Below are 19,244 nucleotides of genomic sequence, written 5' to 3'. Positions count from 1 at the left end.
AGATGAACTCCCACTGATGATTTTTACTCTATTCGGCTATCGCCGAGATCCATAAGGGGCTGCGAAAGGAGAGCTGGTTGGTGTTAAAGGATGAGTTGCTTGGCATCATTCCTGATGAAGCGCGGGTAAGCGCAAATGAAACCGTTTTAGATCACCATAGCAAAGGGTTTTCTTACCATACACCCGTTTTGCCGGATGCGGTGGTATTTCCGAAAACGGAAGAAGAAGTCGTCAAAATCGTCCATTTTGCTAAAGAACGCAGCATACCGATTGTACCGTTTGGAGTGGGCACTAGTTTGGAAGGGCACGTCATTCCGGTGAAGGGCGGAATCAGCATCGATTTTTCCTTGATGAACCGGATTGTGGAGCTGCGCCCGGAAGATTTTATCGTCAAAGTGGAACCGGGTGTCACGAGAATCCAATTAAACAAGCACTTAAAAAAATACGGCCTTTTTTTTCCAGTGGATCCAGGGGCAGACGCAACGATCGGCGGGATGACGGCAACGAATGCGAGCGGAACAAACGCAGTCCGCTACGGAGCAATGAAGCAAAATGTGCTTGGACTGCGTTGTGTCCTTGCTGACGGCCGAGTGATTCCTATGGGAGGAGAAACGGTCAAATCATCAGCAGGTCTGCATTTGGCGGACTTGATGATTGGTTCGGAAGGGACGCTCGGAATTTTTACCGAAATTACACTAAAACTTTATGGTATTCCTGAAGCAATTGTGGCTGCCAAAGTCGTGTTTCCAAATTTGAAAGCGGCAGGGGGAGCTGCTACCGCTGTTTTGCAAGGAGGCATACCGATCGGAAGAATAGAGCTTGTGGATTCTCGGACGATAGAAGCGATTAATCTTTATAAAGGAACCGATTTTATGGTGCATCCGACATTATTTTTAGAGTTTGCCGGAAGCCGGGAAATGGTTCAGCATGATATCCAAATGACGAGAGAGATCATGGAAGACAACGGATGCCTTTCCTTCGAATTTGAAGAAGATTCCATCAAACGAGCTCAATTGTGGGAAGCAAGGCATCAAGCGGCTGTTGCGATTACAAGCAAATACCCCGGGAAGCTTCACGTTTCTACGGATGTTTGCGTTCCTATTTCCAAGCTGACAGGTGCATTGGAAAAGGCTAGGCAATTGGCGGAAGCCTATCATTTGGACGCCGCCATCCTTGGTCATGTAGGGGATGGCAATTTTCATACGTCGCTTGCGATCGATCCGAATGACCAAGATGAAGTGGGCCGTTTCCAAAAGATGAATGAGGCGCTTGTGGATTATGCCCTTCAACAAGGGGGCACATGTACAGGAGAACATGGAATTGGGATCGGGAAAAAGAAATATTTGCTGAAAGAGCATCCGGAAGGACTCGATGTGATGCGCACCATTAAAAAAGCGCTTGATCCAGAAGGAATTTTGAATCCAGGAAAAATCTATTAAAAGAGTTTAAAATAAATGGAAAAGGAGGGGGCTTAAGTCTCCTCCTTTTCCGATTCGGCCGGCCTTTGTATATTAAAAGGGAAAAAGTGTGTTTTCCTCATTTAGAAAGAAAATGGTTTTCTCTCCCGTCAGTGATCACGTTTTCGTGATCCTTTCTTGATGATCCATATGTTTTTTTGTAAAATAAGTTGAAGTATGTAGAACTTTGTCAAGGTTATATTACAGTTACATAGTGAAAATCATCAAAGGAGCGAGATTCGTGGCGAAAGTATATGTATTTGATCACCCGCTGATCCAGCATAAGCTAACTTTTATACGAGATAAAAATACCGGAACAAAGGAGTTTCGGGAACTAGTGGATGAAGTGGCTACTTTAATGGCGTTTGAAATTACCCGTGACATGCCTTTGGAAGAAATTGAAGTCGAAACGCCTGTTGGAAAAGCAAATGCAAAGATTTTATCAGGAAAGAAAATAGGTGTTGTTCCGATATTGCGTGCCGGTATTGGAATGATTGACGGCATTTTAAAGCTCATTCCTGCCGCTAAAGTAGGTCATATCGGACTATACAGGGATCCCGAAACGTTAAAGCCAGTTGAGTATTATGTGAAGCTTCCATCCGATGTGGAGGAAAGAGATTTTATTTTGGTGGACCCGATGCTGGCAACGGGCGGATCTGCCGTTGAAGCGGTGAATTCCCTGAAGAAACGCGGCGCCAAAAACATTAAATTTATGTGCCTGATTGCTGCTCCAGAAGGGGTTGAAGCACTAAAAAAAGCCCATCCAGATGTTGACATTTATATCGCTGCTTTAGATGAAAAACTAAACGAAAAAGGATATATTGTTCCAGGTCTCGGAGATGCAGGAGACCGATTATTCGGTACAAAATAAGGTAGAGTAGGTGCGAATATGAGTGCTCCAATTAAAGTAATGACCATTTTCGGAACCCGGCCGGAAGCCATCAAAATGGCTCCGCTTGTGCTTGAATTAAAAAAGTATCCGGAAGATTTTGAAACGATTGTGGCAGTGACGGCCCAGCATCGCCAAATGTTGGATCAAGTGCTGGATATTTTCGGGATTCAACCTGATTATGATCTCAATATCATGAAAGATCGACAAACGTTGACAGATGTGACGACAAAAGGCTTGGAAGGCCTGGATAAAGTGATGAAAGAAGTCAAGCCTGACATCGTTTTAGTTCATGGAGATACGACAACGACGTTTATTGCAAGCCTGGCGGCGTTTTACAACCAAATTGCGGTTGGTCATGTCGAAGCGGGGCTTAGGACGTGGAATAAGTACTCGCCGTTTCCAGAAGAAATGAACCGGCAGCTAACTGGTATTCTTGCTGATATTCATTTTGCGCCGACAGCCAAAGCGGAAGCCAATTTGATTCAGGAGAACAAAAAGAAAGACACCATCTTTGTAACGGGAAACACAGCCATTGATGCATTAAAAACAACTGTCAAAAGCGATTATCAGCATGAGATCTTAACGAAGGTTGGCACGGACCGCCTGATCTTATTAACAGCCCACAGGAGAGAAAACTTGGGCGAACCAATGCGCAATATGTTTCGGGCCATTAAGCGGATTGTAGAGGAAATGAAAGATGTTCAAGTGGTTTATCCGGTTCATTTGAATCCAGCAGTACGGGAAATCGCAATGGAAATTCTCGGAGATAACGAAAGAATTCATTTAATTGAACCGCTAGATGTGATTGATTTTCATAATTTCGCAGCCAGGGCCCATCTAATCTTAACGGATTCAGGAGGGGTGCAGGAAGAAGCGCCTTCCCTTGGCGTGCCGGTCTTGGTGCTTCGTGATACAACAGAACGGCCCGAGGGGATTGAAGCGGGTACACTGAAACTTGCCGGGGTGGAAGAAGAGCGTATTTATCGATTGACTAAAGAACTTTTAACGGACCCGCATGAATATGAGAAAATGGCAAAAGCCGTCAACCCTTATGGGGATGGAGAAGCATCCCGCCGAATTGCGGAAGCGGTGCGCTATTATTTCAAAAGAACGAGCCAAAAACCGGATCGTTTTTCATAGAGTCTCCAAGCAGGAGACTCTTTATGAATGCCGCTTTCATCGCAGTCGGAAGGAACAAAAAGCGGACGAGACTTCTTAATGTCGAAAGTTAAGGGATTTTTTGCAAATCGGCCATTTGTAACCTAACTCTTTAGTTGAATAAAATGAAAAAAATTCACAGAATTTGCGAAAACTTTGTGAAAACTTTGTGAAAATTTGTGAATGCTTTGTGATCTTTTTCACTGTAAACACATTGACATTGCAAGGTCTCTATTGTATGCTTACAAAGGAAATAATAGAAGTTATTTGAATAAACTGAGCGTGGTGAAAACGCTTGTATTTTTTTGAAGTTCGGGTCAGCTCCCGCTTGAATGTGAGGGTGATGAATGGCTCAAAAACATAAAAGTCCATTTCGGGCAATGGCTCTCTACAGCACCATCTTATCTCAGCTGGCAGGATCTGTTTTGATCGGGATATTTCTCGGTAGATGGATCGATGGCAAATGCCAAACAGAACCTCTGTTTTTAGTGATTGGGCTTTTATCGGGATTAGCGGCCGGAATACTGGCGATGCTGCGTACAATACGCCGTTTCGATTCAGGGGATTAGTGCGTTAAAATATTTGAAAGCTATGAATGGCATTATTACTGTGAATTCTGCCAGTTCTCCATTTATCTGCTCCGCAAGGCATTTTCTATAGCTTGTATACAAGCATAGCCTGCCAATGGACAAGCTTGGAATTTATCGGGGGTTCGGTGAGCCTGTCCGATATTGTCAAAAAGCTGAGGCCTTGACGTTTTACCTAACAGGCAAAACAGCCTCATTGCTGCCCTTCGCTTTCCGGGTTGAATTCTTCTCCTTATATTTCAATATAGAAATAATGGCAGTAAATGTCATTATGATAGATTTAATGAATCCATTCTAATTTAGGTAACGTGGAAGAGAGGTGATAAGAATTGGAACATGAAGCTCCAATAGTGGAATTTATGGGTCTTACTTTTAACCTGTCCAATGTTTTAATGATCACAGTGGCAAGTGTGATTGTATTCTTAATTGCGATCATCTCCACACGGAAGCTTGCTTTGAAACCGACAGGAATGCAAAATTTCATGGAATGGATCATGGATTTTGTAAAGAATATCATTCAAAGCAACATGGATTGGAAAACGGGCGGGCGTTTTCATATTCTCGGCCTTACTTTGATTATGTATATTTTTGTATCCAATATGCTAGGTCTTCCATTTTCCGTTGTGGTAGATCACAAGTTATGGTGGAAGTCGCCGACATCCGACCCTGCCATTACACTTACGCTTGCAGTTATGATTGTAGTATTAACTCATTATTACGGCGTAAAGATGAAAGGGTTTGGCGGATATGTACGGGGATACTTTGAACCGATGAAATTTTTATTCCCTTTAAAAATAATCGAAGAATTCGCCAATACATTGACTCTGGGGCTCCGGCTTTACGGAAACATCTACGCGGGGGAAATCTTGCTTTCGCTGTTGGCCGGTGGTTTGGCGTCAAGTGTCGGTGGCACTATTGCGGCCATTATTCCGACAATTGCATGGCAAGCTTTCAGTATTTTTGTCGGTTCAATCCAAGCATTTATTTTCACGATGTTAACAATGGTTTACATGGCTCATAAAATCAGCCAAGACCATTAAACATAAATTCATTATATCATTATTTGAAAGAAGAACTTTTTATATATTTTAAAGGAGGAACTTAATCATGAGTTTAGGTGTAATAGCAGCAGCAATTGCAATAGGGTTGGCAGCAATTGGGGCAGGTGTCGGTAACGGTTTAATCGTATCTCGTACGGTACAAGGTATTTCTCGTCAACCAGAACTACGCGGGATGCTTCAAACGGTTATGTTCATTGGGGTAGCGTTAGTTGAAGCGATTCCAATTATTGCCGTAGTTATCGCATTCATGGTTTTGAATCGATAATCACTGGAATTAAGTTGCAAATGGCGAAGATCATTCCATGCGAACCTTCGCCATTCCTTTATGTACCGTATTCCTGCTGGATTGTTATGGTTAGGGAGCTGACTCTTGAAGGGAGTGAATAATACGTGTTGACAAACGCGCTTGTATTGGGAGAAGCACACATCAACAGTGGAGATATCATCTTCCAATTATTGATGTTTATTATTTTATTGGCGTTGTTAAAGAAATATGCATGGGGCCCGCTCGTGGGAATCATGAAACAGCGCGAAGATCATATTGCGAATGAAATTGAAGCGGCGGAAAAGAGCCGTGTTGAAGCGAATAAATTTTTAGAAGAAACTCGTCAAGAACTGAAAAAAGCTAGAGAAGATGCCCAAGCTCTAATCGAAAATGCCAAAAAACAAGGTGAACGGCAAAAAGATGAGATTATTGCCGCAGCTAGACAAGAAGCAGAACGCTTGAAAGAGTTCGCAAAAGCTGAAATCAATCGTCAAAAAGAACAAGCAGTGGCAGAATTGCGTGATCAAGTGGCCTCTTTATCTGTATTGATTGCTTCGAAAGTCATTGAAAAAGAATTGAGCGAGCAAGATCAAGAAAAATTAATCCAAGATTTTATTAAAGAGGCAGGAGAAGGGCGATGAGTAATTCTATAGTAGCCAATCGCTATGCGGCAGCTCTTTTCCAAGTTGCAAAAGAGAACGATCAAGTAGCTCTGATTGGGGAACAGATGAGTGTAGTAAAAGAGGTTTTACAGCAAACTCCGGAATTGCTGTTCTTCTTGAAACTGCCGAAAGTGGACATGTCCAAAAAGAAAGAATTAGTTAAACAGGCGTTTTCAACTGCTTCTCCGTTTATTGTCAATACATTGCTTCTTATGATGGAAAACCACCGCGAAGATCACCTGTTGGAAATGGCTGAAGAATACATAGCCTTGGCCAATAACGAGCGTGGAATTGCAGAAGCGACGGTGACGAGTGTACGCCCATTAAATGAAGAAGAAAAATCTTCACTGTCAGCTGTATTGGCTGAAAAAGTCGGGAAGCAAACTTTGAAAATTGAAAATGTTGTGGATCCGAAGCTTTTAGGAGGCTTGAAAGTCAGAATCGGGAATCGCATTATTGACGGCAGCCTTCGCGGAAAGCTTGATCGGTTAAAACAATTGATTAGCTAGACTATACAACGTATACGTATAAATCATTAAACGGCGAGCAGCACTCGTTGCAGAGTCTCTCGCTTATTCGTTGAATGAATGGCGTGAAATAGCGGGACGACAACTATAACGCTATTTCCTTTCATTCTGCTCTATAAATAAGAAGGGGTGAAACGCATGAGCATCAAAGCTGAAGAAATCAGCGCGCTGATAAGAAAGCAAATCGAAAATTATCAGGCGGATATGGAAGTAAATGATGTAGGCACTGTCATCCAGGTCGGTGACGGTATTGCTCGTGCCCACGGCCTTGATCATGTCATGGCTGGCGAGCTTTTGGAGTTTTCAAATGGCGTTATGGGATTGGCGCAGAACTTGGAAGAAAATAACGTAGGGATCGTCATTTTAGGACCATATACGGATATTCGTGAAGGTGACGAAGTTCGTCGTACAGGACGTATTATGGAAGTTCCGGTTGGAGAAGAACTCATTGGTCGTGTTGTAAATCCTCTCGGACAACCGGTTGATGGTCTTGGACCGATTAATACGAAAAAAACTCGTCCAATTGAAAGTCCTGCTCCAGGGGTAATGGATCGTAAATCTGTTCATGAACCTCTTCAAACAGGTATTAAAGTCATTGACGCTCTTGTACCGATCGGAAGAGGACAACGGGAGTTAATTATCGGGGACCGTCAAACAGGTAAAACATCCATCGCGATTGACACGATTATCAACCAAAAAGACCAAAACATGATTTGTATTTATGTGGCAATCGGCCAAAAAGAATCGACGGTTCGGACAACGGTTGAAACGCTGCGCAAAAATGGCGCATTAGATTACACGATCGTGGTGACAGCTTCTGCATCACAACCAGCACCGTTATTGTATTTGGCACCTTATGCCGGCGTTGCGATGGGTGAAGAATTCATGTACAACGGCAAGCATGTGTTGGTCGTTTATGACGATTTATCCAAACAAGCTGCTGCGTACCGTGAACTTTCCTTGCTGCTCCGTCGTCCACCTGGCCGTGAAGCATATCCGGGGGATGTATTCTATCTTCACTCTCGTTTACTTGAACGTGCTGCAAAACTTAGCGATGCGAAAGGCGCTGGTTCGTTGACAGCATTGCCGTTTGTTGAAACACAAGCAGGGGATATTTCGGCCTATATCCCAACAAACGTTATTTCCATCACAGATGGACAAATTTTCTTGCAATCGGATTTATTCTTCTCCGGTGTACGCCCGGCTATTAACGCTGGTTTGTCTGTATCTCGTGTAGGGGGAGCCGCTCAAATTAAAGCCATGAAAAAAGTGGCCGGTACTTTGCGTTTGGACTTGGCATCCTATCGTGAATTGGAATCATTTGCTCAATTCGGTTCTGATCTTGATAAAGCGACTCAAGCAAAATTGGCTCGTGGTGCCCGTACCGTAGAAGTATTAAAGCAAGATTTAAATAAACCAATCAAAGTAGAAAAACAAGTCATGATTCTCTATGCGTTGACTCGCGGATTTTTAGATGACATCCCGGTAGAAGATATCCGCCGCTTTGAAGAAGAATTTTACGCTTGGTTGGATGAAAACGGACAAGCGGTGCTTGATCAAATCCGTTCCACAGGTAACTTGCCGAGCGACGAAGAGATGGCAGGAGCCATTAACGGCTTTAAGAAAACCTTTGCGAAATCCGAGTAACAAAATGGAATTCATTAAGTATAAGGGTGGTGAGAACGGATGGCATCGTTACGCGATATAAAAACTCGTATTAATACTACAAAGAAAACAAGCCAAATCACCAAGGCTATGCAATTGGTTTCCGCTTCGAAATTCAGCCGCGCGGAACTAAATGCCAAAGCATTTGTTCCGTATATGGAAAAAATGCAGGACGTCGTTGCCAGCATTGCGGCCGGAAGCAAAGATATCAAACATCCGATGCTGGTCTCCCGCCCCGTTAAAAAGACCGGGTATTTGGTGATCACCGCAGACCGGGGTTTGGCGGGAGCATATAACAGCAACGTTCTTCGCCTCGTTTACAACACCATTAAAAAACGCCACAAATCAGAAGATGAGTACGCGATTATTGTACTTGGACGAGTGGGCAGAGACTTCTTTGTAAATAGAGGAATGAATGTCGTCTATGATATGGTGGGAGTGCCCGATCATCCGAGTTTTACGGATATTCGGAGCATCGCGAATAAAACGGTGAACTTATATATAGACGGAACGTTCGATGAGCTTCATATGTACTACACTCATTATGTCAGCGCCATCGAACATGAAGTGACAGAGAAGCAGCTTTTGCCTTTGACGGATGTTGCACCGGCGAATAAGCTTACTTCTTATGAATACGAACCTTCGGCGGAAGAAATATTGGATGTGCTGCTTCCGCAATACGCAGAAAGCCTGATATTTGGCGCCATTTTAGATTCTAAAGCGAGCGAACATTCATCACGGATGACAGCCATGAAAAATGCAACAGATAATGCTTTGGAACTGATCGACACTTTAACGCTGTCATACAACCGTGCACGCCAAGCTTCTATTACCCAAGAGATCACGGAAATTGTCAGCGGAGCGTCTGCATTGGAGTAACTCTAGTTCGTTGCGGAAACAAGCGATAGAATTTTTGAATGTGGCAGTCTTTGATCTGCTAAAAGCTAGTTAGGAGGGAACATAATGAGCAAAGGACACGTTCTTCAAGTAATGGGTCCGGTAGTTGACGTGAAGTTCGAGAGCGGCCAGCTTCCCGATATATACAACGCGTTAAAAGTACAATACGAAGCAAAAACGGAATCAGAAGTAAGCATTGATCTCGTATTGGAAGTAGCGCTTCACTTAGGCGATGATACGGTTCGTACGATTGCCATGGCTTCCACAGACGGTCTGCAACGCGGAATGGAAGTAATCGATACAGGAAAACCGATCTCCGTTCCTGTCGGAGACGTAACATTAGGACGGGTATTTAACGTATTAGGGGAAACCATCGATTTAGATGAACCAATTCCTGAAGATGCACGCCGCGATCCTATTCATCGTCCAGCGCCAAAATTTGAACAACTTTCTACCGAAGTGGAAATATTGGAAACCGGAATTAAAGTAGTCGACTTGTTGGCGCCTTATATTAAAGGTGGTAAAATCGGTTTGTTCGGCGGTGCAGGAGTAGGAAAAACGGTTTTAATTCAAGAATTGATTAACAACATCGCACAAGAACACGGCGGTATTTCCGTATTTTCCGGTGTAGGAGAACGGACTCGTGAAGGTAATGACCTTTATCATGAAATGAAAGATTCCGGGGTTATCAGCAAAACGGCGATGGTGTTCGGGCAAATGAATGAGCCGCCTGGTGCCCGTATGCGTGTAGCCCTTACCGGTCTTACCATGGCTGAATATTTCCGTGATGAACAAGGACAAGACGTACTTCTCTTTATTGACAATATTTTCCGGTTTACGCAAGCAGGTTCTGAGGTTTCCGCATTGTTGGGACGTATGCCTTCTGCGGTAGGTTATCAACCTACGTTGGCAACGGAAATGGGACAACTTCAAGAACGGATTACATCTACAAATGTTGGTTCGGTTACATCAATTCAAGCGATTTATGTGCCTGCCGATGACTACACTGACCCGGCTCCAGCGACTACTTTCGCTCACTTGGATGCAACCACCAACCTTGAACGGAAACTTTCTGAAATGGGGATCTATCCGGCAGTAGACCCGCTTGCTTCTACGTCTCGGGCGTTGACACCTGAAATCGTCGGCGAAGAGCATTATAAAGTGGCTCGCCAAGTTCAGCAAACGCTGCAACGCTACAGAGAATTGCAAGATATCATCGCCATTTTAGGGATGGATGAATTAAGCGACGAAGATAAACTTGTTGTACATCGCGCTCGCCGCATTCAATTCTTCTTATCTCAAAACTTCCACGTGGCGGAACAATTTACGGGACAACCTGGTTCCTATGTGCCTGTAAAAGAAACGGTAAGAGGGTTCAAAGAAATTCTGGAAGGAAAATATGACCATCTTCCGGAAGATGCATTCCGTCTTGTAGGTCCGATCGAAGATGTAATCGAAAAAGCGAAAGAAATGGGAGTAGAAGTATAATAAAAGGGTTCAGGAGGTATTCATATGAAAACAATGAAAGTCACTGTCGTCACTCCTGATGGCCCGGTTCATGAATCAGAAGCGGAAATGGTAAGTACCAGAGCGACCAGTGGGGAGCTCGGTATCTTACCCGGACATATTCCGTTGGTTGCTCCTTTAGAAATCGGTGCTGTTCGTTTGAAAAATGGCAATAATACACAATGGATTGCTGTCAGCGGAGGCTTTTTGGAAGTTCGTCCTGATCGAGTGACGATTTTGGCGCAAGCTGCTGAAAGGGCGGAAGATATTGATATTGAACGTGCTCAAGCAGCAAAAGAACGAGCAGAGCGCCGTCTGCGGCAAGAAAACATGGATAATAAGAGGGCAGAATTGGCATTAAAGCGGGCTGTGAACCGCATCAATATATACAAACATAAATAATTGGAATGACCAACCTAGGCTGATCTGAACAGGAAATTTCCGCTTTCTTGTTTGGATCAGCTTTTTTATCGGACTAATGAAATGATCATTCTGCTTTTCGTTTATCTATTGCTCACCGTAAAAAAGAATGGTTGCTGACTTTTTTCGTTTATTTTAGGTAAGACGTTAAACGGAATAAAGGCTGATTTTATGGAAAAAATGGTCATATCAGCGGGAGTTTGGAACGAAAAATATGGAAGCAGGAAAGAGAAGGCATGGTCTTTAGAGTGAGAGGAAGGTTGACCTGTTGATTTTTGATTGAATCGAAAGAACAGGAATGATTCATGGGGGAATCAAATCTCTTTTTTCAAAAGAATGAAACCATCATTCTCAAGAAGAGACTATGTTGTTCGGCCAATCATCGGTAAGGATGGATCATCGATTAGAAAGTGGAATGACAGTCGTTCTCTATGTAAGATTTATGCTACAATAGCTGGCAGGTGGAAAACCTGGAAGGAGAGGTCAGGATGGTTGCACAATTTGGACAACAAGCGCTCCTCAGCATTCTTTCCCATTTGGTGTTTATAGCGATTACATTTTGGGCTTTGCAAGCGCTAAGGTTTGAGAAGCTGATTAAACCCAATAGAGTCTTTCAAGCCAGGCTGTTATACGTCTTGTTGACAATTGCTATTGGTTCAGTGGTCAGCCAATTTTTCTTGGATTATTTGCTATGGTCGCAGCAGCTGCCAATGATGTTTCAATAATTTTTGTTTTTTTGGATCGGAAAAGCGGCCGGAAAGATGACGATTCCTCTTGATCATAGGGAAAATGAATCGATTTTCAATTTTGGATGGTCCTGAGAATTTAGTTCGTTCTTCACACTTGAATTTTTAAAAATTTTATTTATTATTTTCTTTGGATGCAGTTTTTTTAAACTGCTTTTTGTTTGCTTGATTAGCAAGTGAAAATGTACACAAGACTCATTGTTGAAAGATGACGATTATTCCCACGTATTTCTCCCAGGTAACCGGAAACACTGTTACCAAAGGGGAGAAGATGTATGAAAGGAAATTATATCATTTTCGTCATTATTATTGGCATAATGGGTTTTTCAATCGTACTTTTGGGGAAAAACACGATAGCGGTGAATCCGAAACCGGAAATCGAAACACTTGCTAATCTGGCGGAAAGTATGAATGGAACGATTTCTTCATGGTCTTTACACACGAGGGAACCGATTCAAAGTGAAAAAATTGGACAAACTGTACGGAAGCTTCAGGCGGAGTTTTCACACTGGGCTTGGTCCAAAAATACAAATAGTAATGAGAGTTCATACTCTGCTGTATCAACCAAAGGAAATATCCGCCAAACCATTCAAATTGTTTCCAATGAAAACGAACAATCGTATGTCCTTTATACAGTTGAAGGAAGTGACCTGAAAAAAGAAAATCTTTCTTTTATTCATGGAGGGTTTGAAGAAAATTACTCGAAAATTTTTATTCACCACCCTCTGGTTTTCTCTTGTATAAAGGGGAAGTTCAATGGTAAACTTAAGGAAGTTTTGTCAAATCAAGTTTCCTCTATGATGACGGCATTAAATGCAAAAGAAACGGAAGCACTGAAAGAAGACGATCTCTATTCCATTTCAGCTTATTCAAAACAATTCAGTCAGAGCTTACCTCTGAAAGAAAAACGGATGAATTTGCAAATTGGATTGAGAGAAGAACAATTGGACGCCAATACATCCTTTGTCATTGGCACACCAATCATTACAGTTGAATATTAATATAGAGAATTAGGACGCGGAGGGGAATACTCTTGGAAAAAATCATCGTCCGCGGCGGAAAAAGGCTGAACGGCACAGTGAAAGTGGAAGGCGCAAAAAACGCCGTTCTCCCTGTTATCGCTGCAACAATATTAGCAAGTAAAGGAAAAAGTATCATTCGTGATGTACCTGCTCTCTCCGATGTGTATACCATTAACGAAGTGCTGCGTCATTTAAACTGTGACGTGAACTTTGAAGACAATACAATCATAGTAGACGCATCTAGAGAGGTTTTTGTAGAGGCCCCGTTTGAATATGTACGAAAAATGAGGGCGTCTGTATTAGTCATGGGCTCGTTGCTTGCCCGTACCGGTAAAGCGCGGGTAGCCCTTCCCGGTGGCTGTGCAATTGGATCCAGACCGATCGATCAGCATTTAAAAGGCTTTGAAGCAATGGGGGCTGTTGTCAAAGTTGGCAACGGTTTTATAGAAGCGGAAGTTCCCGGCCGATTAAAAGGTGCGAAAATTTACCTTGATTTTCCTAGTGTAGGAGCGACCGAAAATATATTGATGGCTGCTGTATTGGCAGAAGGAACAACGATCATTGAAAACTGCGCCAAAGAACCGGAAATTGTCGATCTAGCGAATTTTCTCAATAAAATGGGAGCAAATGTTAGAGGAGCAGGTACAGGTACGATTCGTGTAGAAGGCGTTGATTATTTGACCGGGGCGGAACATGCCATTATTCCAGACCGAATCGAAGCCGGCACTTTTATGACAGCTGCGGCTATTACGGGAGGAAATGTACTGGTTCAGGGAGCCGTTCCTGAGCATCTTACCTCTCTTATTGCCAAATTGGAAGAAATGGGCGTGACTGTCATTGAAGAAGCGAACGGCATCCGAGTCATCGGTCCGGAAAAGTTAAAAGCTGTGGACATTAAAACGATGCCGCATCCCGGTTTCCCGACAGACATGCAATCACAAATGATGGCTCTTTTGCTGAAAGCAGAAGGTACCAGTGTGATTACGGAAACTGTATTTGAAAACCGGTTTATGCATGTGGAAGAATTCCGACGCATGAATGCGAACATTAAAATTGAAGGACGTTCCGTTATTATTAACGGACCGTGTAAGCTTCAGGGAGCTGAAGTGACGGCTACCGATTTGCGTGCAGCAGCTGCGTTGATACTTGCAGGCTTAGTCGCTGACGGATATACCCGTGTAACGGAATTAAAGCATTTGGACCGGGGATATGTGAATTTCCATGGTAAGCTGGCCTCGCTGGGAGCCGATATTATCCGCGTTAACGAAGAAGACCAAGAAACCCTGACGGAAAAAGTTGCCATCACAGATGTGAAAGCGTGATGGCCGGCCCGCTTGATAAAAGCGGGATTTTTTCATGTTTTCCACCAACGGGCGGCCTCTTTTATTTCCACGTTCGAAAAAGAATCCATCCACCATTATGCCCCGATCATCCGGACTCTATTCAACAAATTTCTGACATAAAAGCTTGTCCTCCGCCATATGTTGGAGATGAGAAAAGCTATTGCCCTTTCTGTCTCAAAAAACGTTACTGGAGGACGTAATACATGATGAAGAACTGGAATCCACTTTTTATTTTATTAGCTATTCTGACTACATCAGCGATGATTATACCGGCCTTGCTTGTCATTCCGTTTTCCGATCAAGGGACGAGCGGAAAAATGACTGAAAAGATTTCAGCGAATAAGAGCCAGTCTCAGTTGGAAAAACAATCAAGCGTAGAAGTGGCGGTATATAGATCTCAACTTCATAAAACGGAAAAAGAGCCGTTGGAAAAATATGTGGCTGGTGTGGTGGCCTCGGAAATGCCGGCGGATTTTGAAATGGAGGCATTAAAAGCGCAAGCCTTAACGGCTAGAACGTTTATTGTCAAAAAATTAATGAAAGGTTCTGATGCGCCGGACGGAGCGGATGTCACCGATACGGTGAAAGACCAAGTGTATAAAAGCCCTGAGGAATTAAAACAAATATGGGGAAAAGATTATCAGTGGAAGATGAAAAAAATAGAAGAAGCGGTGGGCCAAACGGCCGGAAAAATTTTAACTTATAATGGGGAACCTATCTTAGCTTCGTTTTTTTCGACAAGCAACGGTTATACGGAAAACTCGGAGGATTATTGGAAACAGCCGATACCGTATTTAAAAAGCGTCAAAAGCCCATGGGATAAAAAATCTCCGCAATATTACTCCAAGACGGTCATCCCCGTAAAAGAGTTTGAAAAAAAATTAGGGGTTCATTTAAAAAATAAAAAAGATGCCGGTACTGTCATCCAACGGACAGCTGGCAATCGAGTCGGGAAAGTCTTGATTGCTGGGAAAGAATTTACGGGAAGGGAGATAAGGGAAAAGCTTGGGCTGAAGTCTGCAGATTTTTCCTGGGTGATAAAAGGCGATCATATGACGATTACGACAAAAGGATACGGCCACGGGGTTGGTATGAGCCAATATGGTGCTAATGGAATGGCAAAAGAAGGGAAAAATTACATACAGATTTTAAAATATTATTATCAACATGTGCAAATTGCCTCTTCAGACGATTATTTGAAAAACCGGATCACCGCGCAAAAATCAAGTGAAAACGGAAAGAAAACGGCGATTCCTTAAAAGGTGAGGGATCTTCGCCTTTTTCATAATGAGACTCACTTCTTTGGAAGACAAGACAGGCAGCATTTTCTGGATGGGACCATTATTCGGGAAATGCTGCCTTTTTTTAACCTTATAATATAAAACCCCAGAATATGGTGTCGCGATTACGTGAATAATTTTAAATGGATTATCGAAAAATAAAAAGTAAAAAAATTTTTTGAAAAAAGGTATAGAATTCACCTGGCCTGTTCAAAATGGTAGCTGAGGTGATGAAAAGTGAGAGAGGAAGAAAAGAAACGAATTTCTCTAAGGATGAAAACTTTCTTTAAAAAACGTTGGGTATTTCCGAGCTTATATCTTGTCATTGCTGCCCTTTTAATAGCCGGTATTGTATGGTATCAAACAACTGAAGATAACAATGCGACGAAAGATCAGGGCCAACAACAATCCGCTGACAACAGCAGCCGTGAGCCTTCGGTGGAAGTCAATACGGCGATGGAAACCGTGAAGCTTCCATTGGAAAATCCGGATGAAGCCGTTATTAAGCAAAAATTTTATGACAAAAACGCTTCCCAAAAGGAACAAGAAGCCGCACTAGTAGTTTATAACAATACGTATTATCCCAATACAGGAATTGATATTGGTGTGAAAGATGGAAAAAGCTTCGATGTAACGGCGGCGTTGAGCGGAAAAGTAACGAACATTCAAGAAGATGCTTTGCTTGGCAATGTCATTGAAATTGAACATGAAAAAGGAATTGTCACACAATATCAATCTGTGAAAGACATACAAGTCAAAGAAGGCGAAAATGTAAAACAGGGGCAAGTGATCGGAAAAGCAGGAAACAGTGTGTTTAACGAAAAAGCGGGTGTTCATGTCCATTTTGAAATTCGCAAAAACAACACTCCTTTAAATCCTGAACAATATCTCAACAAAACCATCCAGTAATTTATAGATGTACAGAGAGTGAACGGAATAACTCTCTGTTTTTTTATTTTCATTTGAACCTAGAAGAAGGAATCCATCCGTTTTTTGAACTGCCACGCTGATTTTCACGACTGATTCTGTATCCGCCCGTAAAAAAGTCCCTTCATGCCTTGTCCTTAATACTGATTTCGTGCATATATTTTTAACCAAGCTAATAAAATGATTACAAACCTGCACAAAAATTAGAGAGAGTGTTTGAGGTGAGGAATCGTTAAAAAAGCAAATATCCAAAGGCAAAAAGACTTGATCAGTCGTGGTAAAGATAGAAAGCGATCTCGCTTTCTGCCGCATGCGCGGGGGAGGACCACCAATTTATTTTCATGCGGGAATACAGTACTTAAATGAAGTGAAAGCGAGTCTCATTTCACACTTCTCACATCCAATTTAGGGAGGGCGAGTGGTGTGCACGATTACATCAAAGAGAGAACGATCAAGATTGGAAAGTATATCGTGGAGACGAGAAAAACGGTTCGCGTGATCGCGAAGGAGTTTGGCGTATCCAAAAGTACTGTCCACAAAGATTTAACGGAACGATTGCCTGAAATAAATCCTGAACTAGCTAATGAAGTGAAAGCCATATTAGATTACCATAAATCGATCCGCCACCTGCGGGGTGGAGAAGCGACAAAGAAAAAATACCGCGGGCATAATCCTGCCGCTTTGAAGCGGTAAGGGGAAAGAGGTGACCTGTTGCTGCAAAGGTCACCTCTTTTTCAGTTTCATGTCTTTTTCGCTCTCCTTTTGGAAAAACATTTATGATAAAATAGATAATTGGGGATATAGAACTTCATTTCAAAAAATTGTACATAAATGGAAGAAAAGAGGAAAGGAGCCCTTATACAACATGTTTTCAAAGGATATCGGGATTGACCTGGGGACGGCCAATGTGCTTATTCATGTAAAAGGACAAGGAATTGTGTTAAATGAACCGTCAGTCGTTGCGATTGACCGAAATTCAGGAAAAGTGCTGGCAGTCGGAGAAGAAGCAAGGCGCATGGTCGGAAGGACTCCGGGCAATATTGTCGCCATTCGGCCATTAAAAGACGGAGTGATTGCAGATTTTGACATTACAGAATCCATGCTAAGACATTTCTTAAATAAGTTAAACGTAAGCGGATTTATTTCCAAACCGCGAATTTTAATCTGCTGCCCGACGAATATTACGAGCGTGGAACAAAAAGCGATCCGAGAAGCAGCTGAAAAGAGCGGCGGGAAAAAAGTCTATTTAGAAGAAGAACCGAAAGTAGCTGCCATCGGGGCAGGAATGGATATCTTTCAGCCGAGCGGCAACATGGTGGTGGATATCGGCGGAGGAACGACTGACATTGCGGTGCTTTCGATGGGGGACATTGTTACTTCCGAGTCCATTAAAATAGCAGGCGACAACTTTGATATGGAAATTTTAAATTACATAAAAAAAGAGTATAAGCTACTGATTGGAGAGCGTACGGCAGAACAAATTAAAATGACCATCGGAACGGTATATCCGGATGGTCATAATGAAGAAATGGATATCCGCGGCCGCGATATGGTCACTGGCCTTCCACGAACTTTAACGATTAACTCGAAAGAAATTGAAGGGGTTTTAAGAGAGTCCGTTGTATCCATTGTCCAAGCAGCCAAAAACGTGTTAGAAAAAACACCGCCGGAGCTTTCTGCTGATATCATTGACCGCGGAGTGATGCTGACGGGAGGAGGAGCGCTGCTTCACGGCATTGACCAGCTGCTTTCGGATGAATTAAAAGTGCCGGTGCTCATTGCTGAAAATCCGATGAGTTGTGTAGCGGTAGGTACGGGAGTCATTTTGGATCATATTGATAAAATATCCAATCGGAAATTCATTTAAGGATGCAAGCCATATGGCGGGCATGGACTTCTACTACAGTTGGCAGGGATGAATTTTTTTCTAAAAAAGAGAAAGCATTGCCAAATGGTTTCCTGTATAATAAAACCAGCAATCCATTGCAGAGGTGAATCAATATGTTCAGAGGGTTTTATACAGCGGCTTCGGGCATGATCGCTCAACAAAGAAGAACAGAGCTGCTGACGAATAATATGGCTAATGCTAATACTCCCGGTTATAAAACGGATAAATCCTCGCTTCGGGCTTTTCCGGAAATGCTGTTAAGCCGCTTGGACGAATATGGCAAGCTGGCGAAAATCCCTTCTTATACAACGGTTGGGAGCTTAAATACGGGTGTCTATATGCAAGAAACCATTCCCAACTTTGTTCAAGGAGACTTGCAGGAAACAGGAAACAAAACCGATTTGGCGCTGTTGGATATATTCGTGCCGGGAAATCAAGGGGCTAATTCAAAGGGAACGGTCTTTTTTGCTGTCCAAGGGCCAAATGGCATACGGTATACACGCAATGGAAATTTTACTGTCAATGGACTTGGCTATTTGACAACGGCTGACGGTTTGAATGTTCTCGATACGAACGGAAATCCAATCAGGGTTCAAACAGATAATTTGAAAATTGACGAACAAGGGCGAATTTTTGATAATGGGGAGTATGTGGCGCAATTAGGCGTGTCTTATGCGGCCAATCCCGACTCTTTAGTCAAAGAAGGGGATGGGCTTTATCGTTTGGATAACGGGACGCTTCCAAACGCTTTTCAAGTGAATAATATCCGCTTTCGAATTCAGCAAGGATTTACGGAACGATCCAATGTGGATGCCGCTCAAACCATGACCGATATGTTAGCCGCTTATCGTGCGTATGAGTCGAATCAGAAGGTGCTGCAGGCTTATGACCGCAGCATGGACAAAGCCGTCAATGAAGTGGGGAGAATCAACTAGTCGCCT

At 42.8% G+C, this 19,244-nt stretch carries 20 protein-coding genes; all 20 read left to right on the top strand.

Annotation, left to right across the window (positions count from 1 at the left end; translation table 11 throughout):
• Positions 1-77 precede the first annotated feature (77 nt).
• Positions 78-1,439, top strand: coding sequence for an FAD-binding oxidoreductase (locus tag NST81_RS16525; RefSeq protein WP_048624239.1), 1,362 nt, complete (start codon positions 78-80; stop codon positions 1,437-1,439).
• A 259-nt stretch (positions 1,440-1,698) separates the two neighbouring features.
• Positions 1,699-2,328 (top strand): uracil phosphoribosyltransferase, encoded by a 630-nt coding sequence (upp, locus tag NST81_RS16520; protein ID WP_048624238.1) that lies wholly within the window; start codon positions 1,699-1,701, stop codon positions 2,326-2,328.
• 18 nt (positions 2,329-2,346) lie between these two features.
• The gene (gene wecB, locus NST81_RS16515) at positions 2,347-3,489 is read left to right on the top strand and encodes a non-hydrolyzing UDP-N-acetylglucosamine 2-epimerase (RefSeq protein ID WP_341030348.1); all 1,143 of its coding nucleotides are present in this window, start codon (positions 2,347-2,349) and stop codon (positions 3,487-3,489) included.
• Between the two features lie 365 nt (positions 3,490-3,854).
• Positions 3,855-4,076, top strand: a complete 222-nt coding sequence (locus NST81_RS16510) for an AtpZ/AtpI family protein (RefSeq protein ID WP_270583863.1) — start codon at positions 3,855-3,857, stop codon at positions 4,074-4,076.
• Between the two features lie 347 nt (positions 4,077-4,423).
• Positions 4,424-5,134, top strand: a complete 711-nt coding sequence (gene atpB / locus NST81_RS16505) for a F0F1 ATP synthase subunit A (protein WP_327796697.1) — start codon at positions 4,424-4,426, stop codon at positions 5,132-5,134.
• 67 nt (positions 5,135-5,201) lie between these two features.
• On the top strand, positions 5,202-5,420 hold the full coding sequence (gene atpE, locus NST81_RS16500) for a F0F1 ATP synthase subunit C (protein ID WP_003353338.1): 219 nt from the start codon (positions 5,202-5,204) through the stop codon (positions 5,418-5,420).
• A 125-nt stretch (positions 5,421-5,545) separates the two neighbouring features.
• Positions 5,546-6,061 (top strand): F0F1 ATP synthase subunit B, encoded by a 516-nt coding sequence (locus NST81_RS16495; RefSeq protein ID WP_341030345.1) that lies wholly within the window; start codon positions 5,546-5,548, stop codon positions 6,059-6,061.
• Positions 6,058-6,591 (top strand): F0F1 ATP synthase subunit delta, encoded by a 534-nt coding sequence (locus NST81_RS16490; RefSeq protein WP_003353336.1) that lies wholly within the window; start codon positions 6,058-6,060, stop codon positions 6,589-6,591. The genes NST81_RS16495 and NST81_RS16490 overlap by 4 nt, the downstream gene beginning before the upstream one ends.
• A 156-nt stretch (positions 6,592-6,747) precedes the next feature.
• Positions 6,748-8,256 (top strand): F0F1 ATP synthase subunit alpha, encoded by a 1,509-nt coding sequence (atpA, locus tag NST81_RS16485; RefSeq protein ID WP_003353335.1) that lies wholly within the window; start codon positions 6,748-6,750, stop codon positions 8,254-8,256.
• Between the two features lie 39 nt (positions 8,257-8,295).
• Positions 8,296-9,153, top strand: a complete 858-nt coding sequence (gene atpG / locus NST81_RS16480; RefSeq protein WP_341030344.1) for an ATP synthase F1 subunit gamma — start codon at positions 8,296-8,298, stop codon at positions 9,151-9,153.
• Between the two features lie 84 nt (positions 9,154-9,237).
• The gene (gene atpD, locus NST81_RS16475; RefSeq protein WP_003353333.1) at positions 9,238-10,659 is read left to right on the top strand and encodes a F0F1 ATP synthase subunit beta; all 1,422 of its coding nucleotides are present in this window, start codon (positions 9,238-9,240) and stop codon (positions 10,657-10,659) included.
• A gap of 24 nt (positions 10,660-10,683) precedes the next feature.
• Entirely contained in the window at positions 10,684-11,079 is a 396-nt protein-coding gene (locus tag NST81_RS16470; RefSeq protein ID WP_270583867.1) for a F0F1 ATP synthase subunit epsilon, read from the top strand.
• A 506-nt stretch (positions 11,080-11,585) separates the two neighbouring features.
• The gene (locus NST81_RS16465; RefSeq protein ID WP_003353330.1) at positions 11,586-11,822 is read left to right on the top strand and encodes a DUF1146 family protein; all 237 of its coding nucleotides are present in this window, start codon (positions 11,586-11,588) and stop codon (positions 11,820-11,822) included.
• Between the two features lie 296 nt (positions 11,823-12,118).
• Complete coding sequence (locus tag NST81_RS16460) at positions 12,119-12,844, top strand: YwmB family TATA-box binding protein (RefSeq protein ID WP_340396436.1); 726 nt, start codon at positions 12,119-12,121, stop codon at positions 12,842-12,844.
• A 32-nt stretch (positions 12,845-12,876) separates the two neighbouring features.
• Positions 12,877-14,187, top strand: a complete 1,311-nt coding sequence (gene murA, locus NST81_RS16455; protein WP_327796695.1) for a UDP-N-acetylglucosamine 1-carboxyvinyltransferase — start codon at positions 12,877-12,879, stop codon at positions 14,185-14,187.
• A gap of 224 nt (positions 14,188-14,411) precedes the next feature.
• Positions 14,412-15,467 (top strand): stage II sporulation protein D, encoded by a 1,056-nt coding sequence (spoIID, locus tag NST81_RS16450; RefSeq protein ID WP_327796694.1) that lies wholly within the window; start codon positions 14,412-14,414, stop codon positions 15,465-15,467.
• 258 nt (positions 15,468-15,725) lie between these two features.
• Positions 15,726-16,397, top strand: a complete 672-nt coding sequence (locus NST81_RS16445; RefSeq protein WP_048624227.1) for a M23 family metallopeptidase — start codon at positions 15,726-15,728, stop codon at positions 16,395-16,397.
• 441 nt (positions 16,398-16,838) lie between these two features.
• Positions 16,839-17,108 (top strand): sporulation transcriptional regulator SpoIIID, encoded by a 270-nt coding sequence (spoIIID, locus tag NST81_RS16440; RefSeq protein ID WP_003353321.1) that lies wholly within the window; start codon positions 16,839-16,841, stop codon positions 17,106-17,108.
• A 172-nt stretch (positions 17,109-17,280) separates the two neighbouring features.
• A complete protein-coding gene (locus tag NST81_RS16435) occupies positions 17,281-18,282 on the top strand; it encodes a rod shape-determining protein (RefSeq protein WP_003353320.1) in 1,002 nt (333 codons plus the stop codon).
• Positions 18,283-18,416: 134 nt separating this feature from the next.
• Positions 18,417-19,238, top strand: coding sequence for a flagellar hook-basal body protein (locus tag NST81_RS16430; protein ID WP_048624225.1), 822 nt, complete (start codon positions 18,417-18,419; stop codon positions 19,236-19,238).
• The last annotated feature ends 6 nt before the right edge of the window (positions 19,239-19,244 follow it).

This window comes from Bacillus sp. FSL W8-0223, assembly GCF_038006805.1.
In the GTDB taxonomy this organism is placed as follows: Bacteria; Bacillota; Bacilli; order Bacillales; family DSM-4216; genus Bacillus_O; species Bacillus_O smithii.
This window is presented reverse-complemented; position numbering and strand designations above follow the sequence as displayed.